Annotated in this window: 16 protein-coding genes; 8 read left to right on the top strand and 8 right to left on the bottom strand. The window is 63.7% G+C overall.

What is annotated here, in order from left to right; genetic code table 11:
• The first annotated feature begins 32 nt into the window (after nt 1–32).
• Together GGQ67_RS16435 and GGQ67_RS16430 are read left to right on the top strand one after the other, a co-directional pair.
• Nucleotides 33–674: an EF-hand domain-containing protein gene (locus GGQ67_RS16435; protein ID WP_183901217.1), complete on the top strand. Its 642-nt coding sequence runs from the start codon at nt 33–35 to the stop codon at nt 672–674.
• Between the two features lie 108 nt (nt 675–782).
• A complete protein-coding gene (locus GGQ67_RS16430) occupies nt 783–1202 on the top strand; it encodes a DUF2442 domain-containing protein (RefSeq protein WP_183901216.1) in 420 nt (139 codons plus the stop codon).
• Nucleotides 1203–1218: 16 nt separating this feature from the next.
• Here GGQ67_RS16430 and GGQ67_RS16425 read toward each other — a convergent pair whose 3' ends face one another.
• Nucleotides 1219–2085 carry an LOG family protein gene (locus GGQ67_RS16425; protein WP_183901215.1) on the bottom strand — a complete coding sequence of 289 codons (867 nt, stop codon included), beginning with the start codon at nt 2083–2085 and terminating at the stop codon, nt 1219–1221.
• A 188-nt stretch (nt 2086–2273) separates the two neighbouring features.
• On the opposite strand from GGQ67_RS16425, the gene dapD reads away from it, so the two are divergent.
• The 3 genes from dapD (at nt 2274) to GGQ67_RS16410 (ending at nt 5068) form a co-directional block, all read left to right on the top strand.
• Nucleotides 2274–3134: a 2,3,4,5-tetrahydropyridine-2,6-dicarboxylate N-succinyltransferase gene (dapD, locus tag GGQ67_RS16420; protein ID WP_183901214.1), complete on the top strand. Its 861-nt coding sequence runs from the start codon at nt 2274–2276 to the stop codon at nt 3132–3134.
• Nucleotides 3135–3291: 157 nt separating this feature from the next.
• Nucleotides 3292–4485 (top strand): succinyl-diaminopimelate desuccinylase, encoded by a 1194-nt coding sequence (dapE, locus tag GGQ67_RS16415; RefSeq protein ID WP_183901213.1) that lies wholly within the window; start codon nt 3292–3294, stop codon nt 4483–4485.
• Nucleotides 4472–5068 carry a hypothetical protein gene (locus GGQ67_RS16410; RefSeq protein WP_183901212.1) on the top strand — a complete coding sequence of 199 codons (597 nt, stop codon included), beginning with the start codon at nt 4472–4474 and terminating at the stop codon, nt 5066–5068. Before dapE ends, GGQ67_RS16410 begins: the two co-directional genes overlap by 14 nt.
• Here the strand turns inward: GGQ67_RS16410 and arsC are convergent.
• The 7 genes from arsC to GGQ67_RS16375 all read right to left on the bottom strand — a co-directional run bounded on the left by arsC (nt 5065) and on the right by GGQ67_RS16375 (nt 10119).
• Nucleotides 5065–5466 (bottom strand): arsenate reductase (glutaredoxin), encoded by a 402-nt coding sequence (arsC, locus tag GGQ67_RS16405; protein ID WP_183901211.1) that lies wholly within the window; start codon nt 5464–5466, stop codon nt 5065–5067. The genes GGQ67_RS16410 and arsC overlap by 4 nt on opposite strands.
• A complete protein-coding gene (truA, locus tag GGQ67_RS16400; protein WP_183901210.1) occupies nt 5444–6250 on the bottom strand; it encodes a tRNA pseudouridine(38-40) synthase TruA in 807 nt (268 codons plus the stop codon). Before truA ends, arsC begins: the two co-directional genes overlap by 23 nt.
• Nucleotides 6250–7185, bottom strand: coding sequence for a methionyl-tRNA formyltransferase (gene fmt / locus GGQ67_RS16395; RefSeq protein ID WP_183901209.1), 936 nt, complete (start codon nt 7183–7185; stop codon nt 6250–6252). Before fmt ends, truA begins: the two co-directional genes overlap by 1 nt.
• Before the next feature lie 41 nt (nt 7186–7226).
• Complete coding sequence (locus GGQ67_RS16390; protein WP_183901208.1) at nt 7227–7646, bottom strand: type II toxin-antitoxin system VapC family toxin; 420 nt, start codon at nt 7644–7646, stop codon at nt 7227–7229.
• The gene (locus tag GGQ67_RS16385) at nt 7643–7939 is read right to left on the bottom strand and encodes a FitA-like ribbon-helix-helix domain-containing protein (protein WP_183901207.1); all 297 of its coding nucleotides are present in this window, start codon (nt 7937–7939) and stop codon (nt 7643–7645) included. Before GGQ67_RS16385 ends, GGQ67_RS16390 begins: the two co-directional genes overlap by 4 nt.
• A gap of 65 nt (nt 7940–8004) precedes the next feature.
• Complete coding sequence (gene def / locus GGQ67_RS16380) at nt 8005–8523, bottom strand: peptide deformylase (protein ID WP_183901206.1); 519 nt, start codon at nt 8521–8523, stop codon at nt 8005–8007.
• A gap of 96 nt (nt 8524–8619) precedes the next feature.
• The gene (locus tag GGQ67_RS16375; RefSeq protein WP_183901205.1) at nt 8620–10119 is read right to left on the bottom strand and encodes a globin-coupled sensor protein; all 1500 of its coding nucleotides are present in this window, start codon (nt 10117–10119) and stop codon (nt 8620–8622) included.
• A 194-nt stretch (nt 10120–10313) separates the two neighbouring features.
• Here GGQ67_RS16375 and GGQ67_RS16370 point away from each other — a divergent pair, with 194 nt between their 5' ends.
• From GGQ67_RS16370 to GGQ67_RS16360, 3 genes are all read left to right on the top strand, one after another.
• Nucleotides 10314–11537, top strand: coding sequence for a DNA recombination protein RmuC (locus tag GGQ67_RS16370; protein ID WP_183901204.1), 1224 nt, complete (start codon nt 10314–10316; stop codon nt 11535–11537).
• Between the two features lie 51 nt (nt 11538–11588).
• Nucleotides 11589–12488 (top strand): ribokinase, encoded by a 900-nt coding sequence (locus GGQ67_RS16365; RefSeq protein WP_183901203.1) that lies wholly within the window; start codon nt 11589–11591, stop codon nt 12486–12488.
• A 226-nt stretch (nt 12489–12714) separates the two neighbouring features.
• Entirely contained in the window at nt 12715–15078 is a 2364-nt protein-coding gene (locus GGQ67_RS16360; protein WP_183901202.1) for a methyl-accepting chemotaxis protein, read from the top strand.
• The last annotated feature ends 28 nt before the right edge of the window (nt 15079–15106 follow it).

The raw sequence follows: 15106 nt of genomic DNA, 5'->3' as shown, positions 1-15106 counted from the left end.
CGCATTGAGATCGCACAGTGAAAGGAACCCAAATGTCTCGGAACAAGCTGATACTGGCCGCACTTTCCTCCGTCCTGATCGTCGGTGCCGCAGCCGGCAGCAGTTTTGCCGCGCCCGGCGACAAGCAGAAGCATCCGCAGAAGCCCCGTCACATGATGATGGGCGGCGAAATGCGCGGACCTGTCATGCGCGAAGTCGTCTTCGTGCGCATGCTGCAGCAGTTCGACACCAACAAGGATGGCCAGATCTCCAAGGACGAAGCCACGACCGGCATGACGACGATCTTCGCGGCGATCGATACCGACAATGACGGCTCGCTGACACCAGGGGAAATCCGCAAGTATCAGGAAGCGCAGATCGCCAAGATCAAGGCATCCGCGGACGACATGGCCGCCGACGACGAAGCACCACCGGCACCGCCGCCGGCCGATGCCGACGCGGGCCAGCCCGCACCGCCGCAGCCCGAAGCCAACCGTGGTCCCGGCCGCAACGGCATGCGCGGCCCCGGCATGATGCGCGACCTGATGCTGATGCAGCGGATCGACACCGACGAGAACGGCCAGATTTCCAAGCAGGAAGCCGAAGCGGCCTTCGAGAAGTTCTTCACGCGCATGGACACCAACAAGGACGGCGTCATCTCGATCGCCGACATGCCGCAACGCCCGTTCCTGTAAGACCGGGCCTGTAAGGCAGGAAACGACCGACAACCGAGCCCGCCGCGACCATCGCGGCGGGCTTTTCGTGCAATTGAAATACCCAAGTTGTTGGGTTATTTTTTTGCCATGGCCACAAACAAGATCACCGACGCCGAACTCGCGGAGGCGAAGCAGCGCTGGGAGGCGGAGCGTGCCGAACGACCGATACCCGCGACGGTTCGCTTCGACGCCGCTTCGGAGCGCATCATCCTGGATTTCACCAATGGCGCATCGTTTATCTTCCCCGCGCGGGCGCTGCAGGGATTGGAAGAGGCGACCGTGGCCGAGCTTGCGGAGGTCGAACTGCTTGGCGAAACCGGCCTTCACTGGGAAAGCCTCGATGCCGACTACACGATATCAGGCCTGATGAACGGCGTGTTCGGCACCAGAAGCTTCATGGAGGCGCAACGCCGTGGCGGGCAATCCCGCTCGCCCGCGAAAGCGGCCGCCAGCCGGGCGAACGGCGCCAAGGGCGGCCGGCCGAAGAAGGCCGGCGACGCCCCGTGAGCGGCCCTTGAGCGCCCTACTCCGGGTGCTCGTAGAATTCCTGAATGATCTTCCAAGCGGCGTCGGCGGTGTCGACGAAGCTGATCAGGTTGACGTCGTCGGGCGCGATCGTGCCGAATTCGGCAAGCGCGTCGAAATTGACGATGCTTTTCCAGAATTTTTCACCGAAGAGGATGAGCGGCATCTTTTCCATGCGGCCTGTCTGGATCAGCGTCAGGCACTCGAAGAATTCGTCCAGCGTGCCGAAGCCGCCCGGGAAGACGGCGATCGCCTTGGCGCGCATCATGAAATGCATCTTGCGGATGGCGAAGTAGTGGAAGTTGAAGCTGAGTTCCGGCGTCACATAGACGTTCGGCGCCTGCTCATGCGGCAGCACGATGTTGAGACCGATGGAGGGCGCGCCCTCGTCGGCGGCACCCCGGTTACCCGCCTCCATCACGCCCGGACCGCCGCCGGTCACGACGACATATTCGTGGAAATCGAAGCCGGCGGCGTGTTTCGAGCACAGGCGGGCGAACTTGCGCGCCTCGTCGTAATAGACGGACGCCGCTTCCAGATTGGTGCGCTGGGTTTCGTTGCGGGCAGCCCAGGCGCTCTGGCCGGGCGCCGGAATACGGGCGCCGCCGAACATCACGACGGTCGACTTGATGCCGAGCTCGGTGAGCAGCATCTCGGGCTTCAGCAGCTCCAGTTGCAGGCGGATCGGCCGCAGTTCCTCGCGGCACAGGAAGTCCTGATCGGCATAGGCAAGGCGATAGGCCGGCGACAGGGTCTGCGGCGTTTTCGGCACGGCTTCGGCGCGCTGCTTGTCTGTCTCGCTTGATTTCAACGGATCCCAGACGCCGTCCTTGCGCCGCAACCTGCCGTTTTTCGCCTTTGTCATTCCAATGCCTTTCAGTCCTGCGGCAGCACCTGCCGTATGTCGTTGCGCAGCCGTGATCGGGAACCCGGCCGTCCCGAAAAATCATTCCATTTTAGCCCTGCATGCGATAGAGCAGATCGCATCCCGCCAATCACAATTCCCGGAGGCCCTCGCCTCCAACGATAAAGATCGAAGTTTAAGGAATTCTCATGAGCGCCACCGACCTCTCCGCCCTCGAAAAGACCCTCGAAGCCGCCTTCGACAACCGCGACAGCGTCAACACCTCGACCAAGGGCGACGTGCGCGATGCGGTCGAAACCGCGCTCGAGCTTCTCGACGGCGGCAAGGTGCGCGTGGCCGAGCGCGGCGCCGACGGCGTCTGGAAGGTCAATCAGTGGCTGAAGAAGGCCGTTCTCCTGTCCTTCCGCCTGAACGACATGGAAGTCGTCAAGGGCGGTTCCGGCAATTCGACCTGGTGGGACAAGGTGCCGTCGAAGTTCGAGAACTGGGGCGAAAACGAATACCGCGCCGCCGGCTTCCGCGCCGTGCCGAACTGCGTCGTGCGCCGCTCGGCCCATATCGGCAAGAACGTCGTGCTGATGCCGTCCTTCGTCAACCTCGGCGCCTTCGTCGACGAGGGCACGATGGTCGACACCTGGGCCACCGTCGGCTCCTGCGCGCAGATCGGCAAGCACGTGCATCTCTCGGGCGGCGTCGGCATCGGCGGCGTGCTCGAGCCGATGCAGGCCGGCCCGACCATCATCGAAGACAATTGCTTCATCGGCGCCCGTTCGGAAGTCGTCGAGGGCTGCATCATCCGCGAGGGCTCGGTTCTCGGCATGGGCGTCTACATCGGCAAGTCGACGAAGATCGTCAACCGCGCCACCGGCGACGTCTTCTACGGCGAAGTACCACCCTACTCGGTCGTCGTCGCCGGCTCGATGCCATCGGGCAACGCCACCATGCCGAACGGCCTTGCCGCGCCGCATCTCTACTGCGCCGTGATCGTCAAGACGGTCGACGAGAAGACCCGCTCGAAGACCGGCATCAACGAACTGCTGCGCGACTGATCAAGACCCGATCCGGTGCCGCGCGTGAACGATCCCATGCGCGGCAACGCACCGGTTTCCGCCCGATATCGAGCCGGTGAAAGCCGGACGCGGCTTTCACCGGGCGCAACTCTTCCTTGCCTTTTCTTTGCCATTACCGCCGGATAGTTCCACTGTCATGACCGCTACCGATCCCATTGCCAATCTCCAGACCCTGATCCGCTGCCCATCCGTTACGCCCGCCGAAGGCGGCGCGCTTTCGGCGCTGGAAGCCATGCTGTCGCCGCTCGGCTTCAAGGTCGACAAGGTCAAGGCGACTGAGCCGGGCACGCCGGATATCGAGAACCTTTACGCCCGGCTCGGCAATGACGGCCCGCACCTGATGTTTGCAGGCCATACCGATGTCGTGCCCGTGGGCGACGAAGGCGCGTGGACGCATCCGCCCTTTGCCGCCGAGATAGCGGGCGGCGAGCTGTTCGGCCGTGGCGCGGTCGACATGAAGGGCGGCATCGCCTGCTTCGTGGCCGCGATCGCCCGCCATATCGAAAAGCATGGCGCGCCTGATGGATCCGTGTCCTTCCTGATCACCGGTGACGAGGAAGGTCCCGCCATCAACGGCACGATCAAGCTTCTGCAATGGGCGGCCGAGCGCGGCGAGCGCTGGGATGCCTGCCTTGTCGGCGAGCCGACCAACCCGAACAAGCTAGGCGATATGATCAAGATCGGCCGCCGCGGATCGCTGACGGGCAAGATCACCGCCCATGGCGTGCAGGGGCATGCCGCCTACCCGCATCTGGCCGATAACGCCGTGCGCGGCATCCTGCAATTGACGCAGGCATTGATGCACCCGCCCTTCGATGCCGGCACCGAGAACTTCCAGCCTTCCAACCTCGAAGTGACGACCGTCGATGTCGGCAATCCAGCGACGAACGTGGTTCCGGCCAAGGCGACGGCGAGCTTCAACATCCGCTTCAACGACACCTGGACGGCGGAAACGCTGCAACAGGAGATCATCCGCCGCCTCGACGCCGCCGCCTCCGAAGGCGTGCTCCGGCCGGGTCGTGCTCCGTTCAAATACGATCTCGTCTGGGCGGAGCGCCCGAGCCACGTCTTCCTCACGCGCAACAACGCGCTGATCGCCTCGCTGTCTTCGGCGATCGAAAGCGTGACAGGCCAGTCGCCGGCGCTGTCGACCACGGGCGGCACGTCGGATGCGCGCTTCATCAAGGATTATTGCCCCGTCGTCGAGTTCGGCCTCGTGGGTCAAACCATGCACATGGTCGACGAACGCGTCGTGGTTGATGACCTCGAGCGGCTGACCGTCGTCTATGAAACCTTCATCGCGCGCTGGTTCGAGAATGCCGGGATTTAGGGAAGTCCAATATTATCTGGCCGGCCTCTGGTTGCTGATCCGAATGGATCCGGCCGGCTTCCGCTTTCTCGACATGTCGGACCGGGGCGTCAACCGCTCCTTCTGGGCCTTCGTCTGGTGCCTGCCGCCGATGGGGATTTCGTGGCTCTGGTGGCGCGAATCCTTCCTGCGCACGATGCCGCCGCAAACGGATGTCAGCCCGGTCTTCTATTTTCGCCTGGGGCTGGTGGAGGCGGCGAACTGGTTCGTGCCGCTGGTGCTGGCAGGCCTGCTGCTGCTGATCATGAAGAAAGGCGAGCGCTTCGGCCATGTGATCGTCAGCGTCAACTGGCTGGGCGTGCCGCTCTCCTATATCAACGGCCTGCTGCTGGCGCTGGTGTTCTTCTTGCCCGGCACGATCGGCATCGTCTCGCTGCTGCTGCTCGCCTTCATGCTGGCCCAGGTCTTCGCCATCGCCCGCATCCTCAGGATGATCTTCAACGGCAACGGCCCGCTGATCGGCGCGATGACCCTCGTGCTGTTCGTGCCGGCGCTGATGCTGTCGGAATTCATGCAGCGGTTCCTGGGGATCTACCCGGTTTAAGGGCCGCCGACGATCTCGCCGTCTTCCTTGGTGAAGACGCCGATCGGGTTCTCCAGGATTTCCAGCACGACTTCCGACGGGCGACAGAGGCGAGTGCCTTTGGCGGTCCGGACGATCGGGCGGTTGATGAGGATCGGGTGGGCGAGCATGGCGTCGAGGAGGTGTTCGTCGTCGAGATCCGGATCGGCAAGGCCGAGGTCGTGGTAGGGCGTGCCCTTCTCCCTGAGCAGCGCGCGGGCGGGGATGCCCATTTCGGCGATCAGCGCGACCAGCGTCTCGCGGCGCGGCGTGTTCTTCAGATATTCGATGATAACCGGTTCCTCGCCCGACTGGCGGATCATGGCCAGCACGTTGCGCGAGGTGCCGCAGGCGGGATTATGATAGATCGTCGTCGTCATCGGTTGTTTCCGTTTCCTGTCTGCGGTCGACGATCACGTCGGGATAATCGACCTGCATGAAATAGAGCCCGTCGGGCGGAGCGACCGGGCCGCAGGCCTTGCGGTCCCTCGCCTCCAGCGCCGCGCGCACATCATCCGGCGTCCAGCGCCCCTCGCCCGCGAGCTTCAGCGTGCCGGCGAAGGAGCGGATCTGGTTGTGCAGGAAGCTTTGCGCGGTGGCGCGGATTTCGATGAGATCGCCTGATCGCGTCACATCCAGACGGTCGAGCGTGCGCACCGGGCTGTTGGCCTGGCAATGGGCGGAGCGGAAGGTGGTGAAATCGTGCTTTCCCACCAGCGTCTGGGCGGCGGCGTGCATGACCTCGTGATCCATGGTCTTCGCCACGAACCATGCCTTGCCGGCCTCCAGCGCCAGCGGCGCACGGCGGCTGATGATGCGGTAAAGATAGTGGCGGCGCAGCGCCGAGAACCGTGCGTCGAAGAATTCGCTGGCGCTTGTCACATCGAGGATCGCGACGCGCTCGCCTGCCAGCCTCAGATGCGCGTTCAGCGCGTTCTGCAGCTTGAAGGGCGACCATTCCCTGGAGAGGTCGGCATGGACGACCTGGCCCATGGCATGCACGCCGGAATCGGTGCGGCCTGCACCGCGGATCGACACCACATCGCCGCTGGCCGACAGGATGGCCTTCTCGATCGCGCCTTGCACCGAGGGACCATTCTCCTGCCGCTGCCAGCCGACATATTGCGAGCCGTCATATTCGACGATCATGCGATAGCGGAACATCAGGCGAGCCTCGTGCCCTTGGCAAGCGGCGTGCCGCGCAGGAAGTCGGCGGCTGCCAACGGCTTGCCGCCGGCCTTCTGCAGCTTGGTCAATCTCACGGCGCCGGTGCCGCAGGCGACGACGAGATGGTCGCTCAACAGTTCACCCGCAGCGCCCGATCCCTCGGCGCGCTCGGAGCCCAGCACCTTGACGCGCTCGGGCTTGCCGCCGAACTCAAGCTCGAACCAGGCGCCCGGAAACGGCGCCAGGCCGCGAATGTGGTTGTGAACGTCGGCGGCGTCACGGGAGAAATCGATACGCGTCTCGGCCTTGTCGATCTTCGACGCGTAGAGCACGCCCTCCCCGGGCTGCGGCGTCAGCGGCAGATCGTCCATCTCGAGCTTGACCATGGCCTCGGCCATCGCCCTGGCGCCCGTGAGCATCAACCGGTCGTGCAACTCGCCCGACGTCATGTTTTCGCCGATCGCCACTTCGCTGGTGATGGCGACGGCGCCGGTGTCCAGGCCCTTGTCCATCTTCATCACCATCATGCCGGTCTTTTCGTCTCCGGCCATGATCGCGCGCTGGATGGGGGCGGCGCCGCGCCAGCGCGGGAGCAGCGAGGCGTGGCCGTTGTAGCAGCCATATCGCGTGCCGTTGAGGATCGCTTCGGGAAGCAGCAGCCCGTAGGCGACGACGACGGCGACGTCGGCTTTATGGGCGGCGAAGCGCTCGCGCTCTTCCGGATCCTTGAAATTGACGGGCGTGAAGACCGGCAGGCCCAGGAGCTCGGCCGCCTGATGCACCGGCGACTTCTGCAGATCCAGCCCGCGACGCCCGCCGGGACGCGGCGGCTGGGTGTAGACGGCGAGGATCGTATGGCCGGCATCGACCAGCGCGCGCAGCGTCGGAACGGAGAACTCGGGCGTACCCATGAAGACGATGCGAAGAGACATTGTGTGCCGCCAATTCCTGGCTCAAAGGCCAATCTTGAAGATCAGCCGCCTTCAAACGGGTTTACGAGCTTGAGATCAAGCCCTTCGAAGTCTTTTGTGTTGCGCGTGGCGAGCGTGGCGCCGTGGATGAGGCAGATTGATGCGATCATGGCGTCCTGTACAGAAATCGGCCGACCGACGGATTCGCGGCGGGCGAGGAGCTTGCCTGTTTCGATTGCCATGTGCCGCTCAAGCGCAAGGATACGGCCGCCGTAGGCGGCCAACACCTCGTCGAGCTTGTCCTTATATCGCAGCGAGGCGGACCGAAGCCAAAAGCGTTCGGCCCCGTAGGATTGCTCCATGATGGTGACGTCGGTCAGATAGAGATCCGACATGCTTTGCGCCGCGAACCAAGCTTCGACTAAAAGGCTCGGCGTTGGTTTGCTCGTCTCGGATATGACGTTGGTATCCAGAACAATCATTCCGTAGCTTCGAACGGGCGGCCGAAGTCCTTCTTTCGCTTCGCCTCGATCTCGTCCATGATCTTCGCGTATTCCTCGGCTTCGCGAGCTTCCGCTTCGTTTTTCGGCGCAAGGATTTCGCGCATGGCTTCCCATGCCGACTTCGTCGGCACATCGGCCTTTGCACTATCGATTATGGCCTTCTGCAAGAGGTTCTTCGCTTCATCGGAAAGGCTGTTGCCGCTCTTCTCGGCGCGCGCGGAAATATCGCGCTTCAACGCGTCCGAGATATTGCGGATCAGAAGATCACCCATCGGCACCTCCTATTTTGATATCACTGATATCATAGAAGAACCGAGCGGCATTTTCAACCTTCAGCTCAGATCGCCTTGGTGGTCTTGGAGGCCTTGGTGAACTTCTTGATGACCATCTCGCGCTTCAGGCGGGAGATGTGATCGATGAAGAGCACGCCGTTCAGGTGGTCGATCTCGTGCTGCAGGCAGGTGGCGAGCAGGCTGTCTGCTTCCATCGTCTGCTCCTTGCCGTCGCGGTCGAGATACTTGACGCCCACGGTCGCCGGGCGCTCGACCTCGGCATAGTAATCGGGAATCGAGAGGCAGCCCTCTTCATAGACCGAGCGCTCGTCGGAGGAGGTGACGATCTCGGGATTGATGAAGACGAGCGGCTGCTTTTCCTCGCCCTCGCGCGAGACGTCGATGACGAGCATACGGCGCGCAACGCCGATCTGGATGGCGGCGAGCCCGATACCAGGAGCATCGTACATGGTCTCCAGCATGTCGTCGGCGAGACGCTGCAGATCGCTGTCGACGCGCTCGACCGGCTTGGAAACCTGGCGAAGCAACGGATCGGGAAGAATGATGAGTGGCTTGATGGTCATGGCGTTCCCATAACGCATCTTTTTGCGGGATGGAATTATCCGAAAGCCGGAGGCGGCGCTTTTTTACGCCGCCGTCGTCATTTCGACACTTTCGCCTCAGGCGGCGCGGCGCGGCGCCTCGTGGGCCGGTCGCGTGGCGCCACCGATGCGGAAGCGCTCGAGCAGGCCGACCAGGCCTTCCACCTCGTTGCGGAGGCGGCGGGTTTCGGCGGACGTGCGCTCGACCATTCCCGAATTCTGCTGGGTGATGGTGTCCATGTTGCGGATGGCGACGCTGACCTCGTTGACGCCGGTCGCCTGATCGCGGGCGGCGGCGGCGATATCGGCGACGAAGCTGTTGATGATGTCGATACGATCGATCATGTCGCTCAGGGATTCACCGGTGCTGCTGACGATGTCGACACCCTGATTCACCTGCGCGGAGCTCTCGGAGATCAGCTTCTTGATCTCCTTGGCGGCATCGGCCGAGCGCTGCGCCAGCTGGCGGACTTCCTGGGCGACGACGGCAAAACCCTTGCCCGCCTCGCCGGCGCGCGCCGCTTCGACGCCTGCGTTCAGCGCGAGAAGGTTTGTCTGGAAGGCGATGTCGTCGATGACGCCGATGATCTTGGTGATCTCGCTCGACGACTTCTCGATGCCGGCCATGGCGGAGACGGCGCTGGTGACCAGTTCGCCGGAGTTCTTCGCCTTCTGTTGTGTTTCGCGCACGGCCGCGGACGCCTTCTCGGCGTTGGATGCCGTCTGGCCGACGCTGACGGAGAGCTGCTGCAGCGCGGCCGAGCTTTCCTCGACGCCGGCTGCCTGCTGGGCGGTGCGCAGCGCCAGATCGTCGGAGCCCTTGGCGATCACATCGGTGCCGCGCAGGATCTCGCCGGACGTGCTGCGAACCGATGCGAAGGAGGCGCGCAGCGCCGCGACGGCGCGGTTGTAATCGTCGCCCATGTCCTTGAAGTTGCCCGGCAGATCATCGGGCAAGGTGGCTTCGAGATCACCGCGCGACAGAGCTTCGAGACCACGGCGCAGATGGCTTAGCGCCATCGCCTGATCGGCTTCCGCCTTCTGGCGCTCCTCCTCGAGCTTCAGCCGCTTTTCTTCGAGCGCTTCGAGATAAACCGAGATCGAGTAGTCCATGTCCAGCATCGCGGCCTTGACGACGGCGGTCAGCTTTTCGGCGAGCAGCTTGCCCTGACCGCGACCGAAGCGCGATGGCCATTCCTTGGCCATCAGGCCCTTGATCAGATCGCTCATCAAGAGCGCGTAGCCGCCGATGTACCAGCGTGGCTCGAGGCCGATGCGCGCATGCGTCTTGCCGACCGCGACGACGCCCTTGACGTAGGCTTCGTCGAAGTTGCCGCCCGCGAGATTGGCCCAGTGGGTCTCCTGCCGCGACTTGGCATGGTTCATGTGCGATTTATCGGAAAAGAAGCTCGCGACCTGAGGCGTGCGCGCCAGCTTTCCGTAGAACCGGTCGAGCGCCCCACCCAGCATTTCCGAAATCGCCGGCCGCATCTGGCGGAGCGATTGACGCGCGCTGTCATCCAGCTCGATGAAATCGAGACGCTGCTTAAGACCGTTTTCTGGCTGCTGGCTGCTCATAATATATATCTGCTTCTTCATGTGATGAGGTGCAATTTGCGCGCAGCTTTTGCCGAATATAGTTTCGTAAGCGTTAAATTACCCCGTCATTTCTTAGCTGGCATTCGTGTGGCATCTCCCGCGCAAAGGTGGGCCGATCAATCATGTTCACGTTTTGATCTGGAAAGGCCGTGCGAATTTGCTATGGTGCGCGCATGACAACCAGCACCGACTCGCTCTCCGCCACCCTTTCAGGCTTCAGCCCCATGTCGCTCGCCCTTGCCGGCGCGGCCCTTGCGGCACTGATCGTGCTGATGATCATCCTTCTCGTTCGTGGCGGCCAGCTGCGGCGCGAACAGGCGGAAGAGGCGCTGGAGCGCGCCGCCGAAGCGGATGAGCGGATGAGGGAGCTGTTGCGGATCCAATCGGAAATGCAGGGGCGGATGGCCGCGATGGCGGAGGTGTTCGGTTCCCGGCAGTCGGAACTCAACCAGGCGATCAGCCAGCGTCTGGACGGCATGTCGCAGCGCGTCAGCTCGACCATAACGGAGCAGACCAAGTCCACGCATGAAAACCTCCGGAAGCTGCAGGAGCGGCTGGCGGTGATCGATGCGGCGCAGAACAACATCCAGACGCTCGCCAAGGATGTCGTCGGGCTGCAGGCGATCCTGTCCAACAAGCAGACGCGCGGCGCCTTCGGCCAGTCGCGCATGGAGACGATCGTAGCCGACGGCCTGCCGATCGGCGCCTATGCCTTCCAGCAGACGCTCGGCAACGGCTCGCGCCCGGATTGCACCATTCGCATGCCCAATGGCGCGCCGCCGCTGGTGATCGATGCCAAATTCCCGCTCGAGGCATGGAACGCCATTCGCGAAGCCGGCGGGCCGGAGCTTGCCAAGGCCGCGTCGCAGCAGTTTCGCCGGGACATGGATATCCATATCCGCGATATCGCGGAGAAATATCTGATCCAGGGCGAAACCCAGGATACCGCGTTCCTGTTCGTGCCGTCGGAATCGATCTTCGCGGAAATTCACGAGAATTTCGAGACGATCGTGCAGAAGGCGCATCGCGCCCGCGTGGTCATCGTTTCGCCCTCGCTGCTGATGTTGTCTATCCAGGTCATCCAGGCGGTGTTGAAGGATCAGCGGATGCAGGCGCAGGCGCATGTCATCCAGGGCGAGGTCGCCAATCTTATGGACGATCTCGGCCGCCTCGACGATCGCGTTCGCAAGCTGCAAGGGCATTTCGCCATGGCGCAGAAGGATGTCGACATGATCGTCACCTCCGCCGACAAGCTGACCAGACGCGGCGCCAAGATCGAGGCGCTGGAATTCGAAGGCGCGGAGGCGGGCCGCGCGGCGGACGAGGAAGCGCCCGCGTCGAAATCCGTCGAGAGCAGGACGGGACTTCTCAAGCTGAGGGTGGTTGACGACGAGTGACGCCTTCGGCAGTGTCGCGCCCGACAGAGAACTGGAAGGGACACCCGCAGCATGATCACCGTTTTCGGCTCCATCAACATGGACCTCATCGCCACGACGCAACGGCTTCCGAAGCCGGGCGAGACGGTGGCCGGCAACGGCTTTTCGACGGCGGCGGGCGGCAAGGGCGCCAACCAGGCGCTGGCCGCGCGTCGCGCCGGACGCAGCGTGACCATGGCGGGCGCGGTCGGCCATGACGGCTTCTCCGACGAAGCGCTTGCCCTCCTCAAGGAGGCCGGTACCGATCTCCAGTCCGTCAAGCGCGCGGACCAGCCGACGGGAACCGCGATCATCCTCGTGGGTGGCGATGGCGAAAACATGATCGCCGTCGTGCCGGGCGCGAACGGCACGGTCACGCCGCGGGATGCGGAACAGGCCGTCGGCGCGATGAGCAAAGGCGACGTGCTGATGCTGCAGTTCGAAATTCCGCCGGCGTCGGTCGAACGCGCGCTTGTCGCCGCCCGCGCCAAGGGGGTGACGACGATCCTCAATCTCGCGCCGCTCATTGCGGATGCCGGGCGTCTCGGGCGCCTCGCCGATATCGTCATTGCCAACGAAACCGAGTTCGAGCTTCTGGCCGGGCAGGAAAACATGAGTGCCGAGGATCGCGAGGCCGCATTGAGGCGCCTCAATGCCGAGACAGGACAGACGCTGATCGTCACGCTTGGCGGCGATGGCGTGGTGGCGATCCGGGACGGCGCGATATCGCGTGCGAAGGGGCTGAAGATCGAGCCGGTGGATACGGTCGGCGCGGGCGATACCTTCTGCGGATACTTCGCCGCCAGCCTCGACGAAGGGCTCGATTTCGAGCCCGCGCTTCGCCGCGCGGCCGTTGCCGGCTCGCTCGCATGCCTCAAGCCGGGTGCCCAGCCATCCATCCCTTCGCGGGATGACGTCGCAAACAAACTATAAGCATTATCAACCGGCGACATCGGCGCCGCGTTTGCTTGCGATGGGGCGAAAATTCATCGCATTTCACTCAAATTTAACAGGTTTCCGGCGATCTTCCGCGTGATCGCCGGCTCCCTTCTCCAGGGGATACGGCACTCGCCACGGCGGCTCCATGATGAAGCCCGCCCTTGCTTCTTGTGCCGGCGGATGCCTTGCCCGGCCCATCCTTGATCTCCCCGAGGAATCCATGTTCATCTTTCGCATGAAATCGCTTGCGGCCAAACTCATTGTGATCACCGGCAGCGCGATCGCGCTGGTTCTGTTGATCTCCAATTTCTTCCTCATCAACCAGACACGTGATCGCGTGGACACGCTGACCATGGATCAGGCCAATCTCGAGGCAAAGGCAATCGCCAACGAAGTTGCTTCCTCGGTCGGCGAACTCGCCGGCGCGGCGCGCTCCATGGCCGGCGTGATCGGCCGAGGCCAGGAAGGCAAGTATCTCGACCGCAAGGCGATCGTCGATATGCTGAAGGCCAATGTCGAGCGCAACCAGTTCGCCTTCGGCAGCTGGTTCGGCGAAGAGCCGAACGCATTCGACGGCCAGTCGCCGTCGTTCGCCGGCCGCACGGATCTCGGCTCGGACAAGACGGGCGCTTTCAATGCCTACTGGACCAAGAAGAAGGATGGCGGCTTCACCTTCTCCGTCTTCGGGTCGGACTACAAGGCCGAATGGTATAGCCTGGCCGCCGCAAGCAAGAAGGGCGCGATCTCCTCGCCTTACGCTGAAGCCACCACCGGCGAGAACACCGCGATGACCTCCATCGCCTACCCGGTCATGTCTGGTGGCAAGATGATCGGCGTCAGCGGCGTCGATATCTCGCTCAAGGCTCTGTCCGACAAGCTCGGCGGATTGAAGCCGTTCGGCACCGGCCGCGTGACCCTGCTCTCGCAGGGCGGCAACTGGATCGTCCCGCCAGCCAAGGATCTGGCAATGAAGCCCTACGAGGGTGAGGGTACCGATGCCGTGAAGAGCGGTCTTGCGACCCTTACACCCTCCATCGTCAAGGATCTCTCGGTCGATGGCGGCGAGCTGTTCGACCGCGTGGTCTATCCCTTCGCGCTGCCCGACGTGAACACGAACTGGGTCATCCTCGTCGATGTGCCGCACAGCGCGGTCGCCGGGCCGGTGCAGGACCAGACCTTCATGATGATCGTGGCAGGCATCATCGTTCTGGCCGCTGTCATGCTGGCGCTCTACTTCGCCGTCCGCACCTTCGTGCAGAAGCCGCTCGGTGGCCTCGTCGCCGGCGTCAGGATGCTGAGCGAGGGCCGCTATGACCAGCCGGTTACCGGCCAGGAACGTTCGGACGAGACGGGTTCGGTCGCCAAGGCGCTCGAAGGCTTCCGCCACGCGCTGGCCGACAGCCGCCGTCTCGAAGCCGAGGCCAGGACCCAGCGCCAGGAAGCGGAAGACGAGCGTGGTCGTTCGGAAAGCGAGCGCCAGCAGTCGGTTTCGCTGCAGCGCCAGATCGTCTCGATCGTCGGCGCCGGTCTTTCGGAGCTGTCGCAGGGCAATCTCGGCCACCGCATTACCGACGACTTCCCGGGCGAGTACAACAAGCTGAAGCAGGACTTCAACGCCGCCTTGGCCGCGCTCGAAGAGACCATCACGACGATGAACCTCAGCGTCGTCAACATCGGTTCCGGCACCAGCGAAATCAGCGGCAGCGCCTCGGATCTCGCCAAGCGCACCGAGCAGCAGGCGGCAAGCCTGGAAGAGACGGCAGCGGCTCTGAACGAGCTGACCGCGCAGGTCAATTCCAGCGCCGACAATGCCCGTACGGCCGCCGACAACGTCAACCATGCCTGCGAGGATGCGGAGCGCTCCGGCGATGTCGTGCGCAAGGCGATCGCCTCGATGCACGGCATCGAGCAGTCCTCCACCGAGGTCTCGCGCATCATCGGCGTCATCGACGAGATCGCGTTCCAGACCAACCTGCTGGCGCTCAACGCGGGCGTCGAGGCCGCGCGTGCCGGTGAAGCCGGCAAGGGCTTCGCCGTCGTTGCCCAGGAAGTTCGCGAACTGGCCCAGCGTTCGGCGAACGCCGCCAAGGAGATCAAGACGCTGATCAACACCTCGGCCGTCCAGGTCAAGGAGGGCGTCGATCTCGTCGGCCGCGCCGGCGATACGCTGCACAACATCTCCGAGCAGGTGATGCGCATCAACGGTCTGATCCGGGAAATCTCGGCATCGGCCAGCGAGCAGGCGATCGGCCTCAAGGAAGTCAGCCAGGCGATGAACCAGATGGACCAGGTGACGCAGCAGAACGCCGCCATGGTCGAGGAGACGACCGCGGCCAGCGTGACGCTGAACGAGGAGGCACAGACGCTGCAGCAGCTGGTCGCCCGCTTCCGCGTCGGCAACGGCAACCACGCGTCATCCCTGCGCTCCACGGCCCAGCAGATGCGGGCACCGACGCCGGCACCAAGCTACCGTCCGTCGTCGCAGCCGAGCTACCGCCAGGCAGCCACCCCCGCTCCGCGCCGCGCCGTCGCGCAGTCGCACGGATCGGCGGCCGTCGCGCAGGACAATTGGGAAGAGTTCTGAGCCGATCGACTGAGCCAAAACAAAGAGA

Source organism: Rhizobium metallidurans (genome assembly GCF_014196505.1).
Taxonomy (GTDB): Bacteria; Pseudomonadota; Alphaproteobacteria; order Rhizobiales; family Rhizobiaceae; genus Rhizobium; species Rhizobium metallidurans.
Note: the sequence above shows the minus strand (reverse complement) of the source record. Positions and strands in the feature narration are given on the sequence as shown.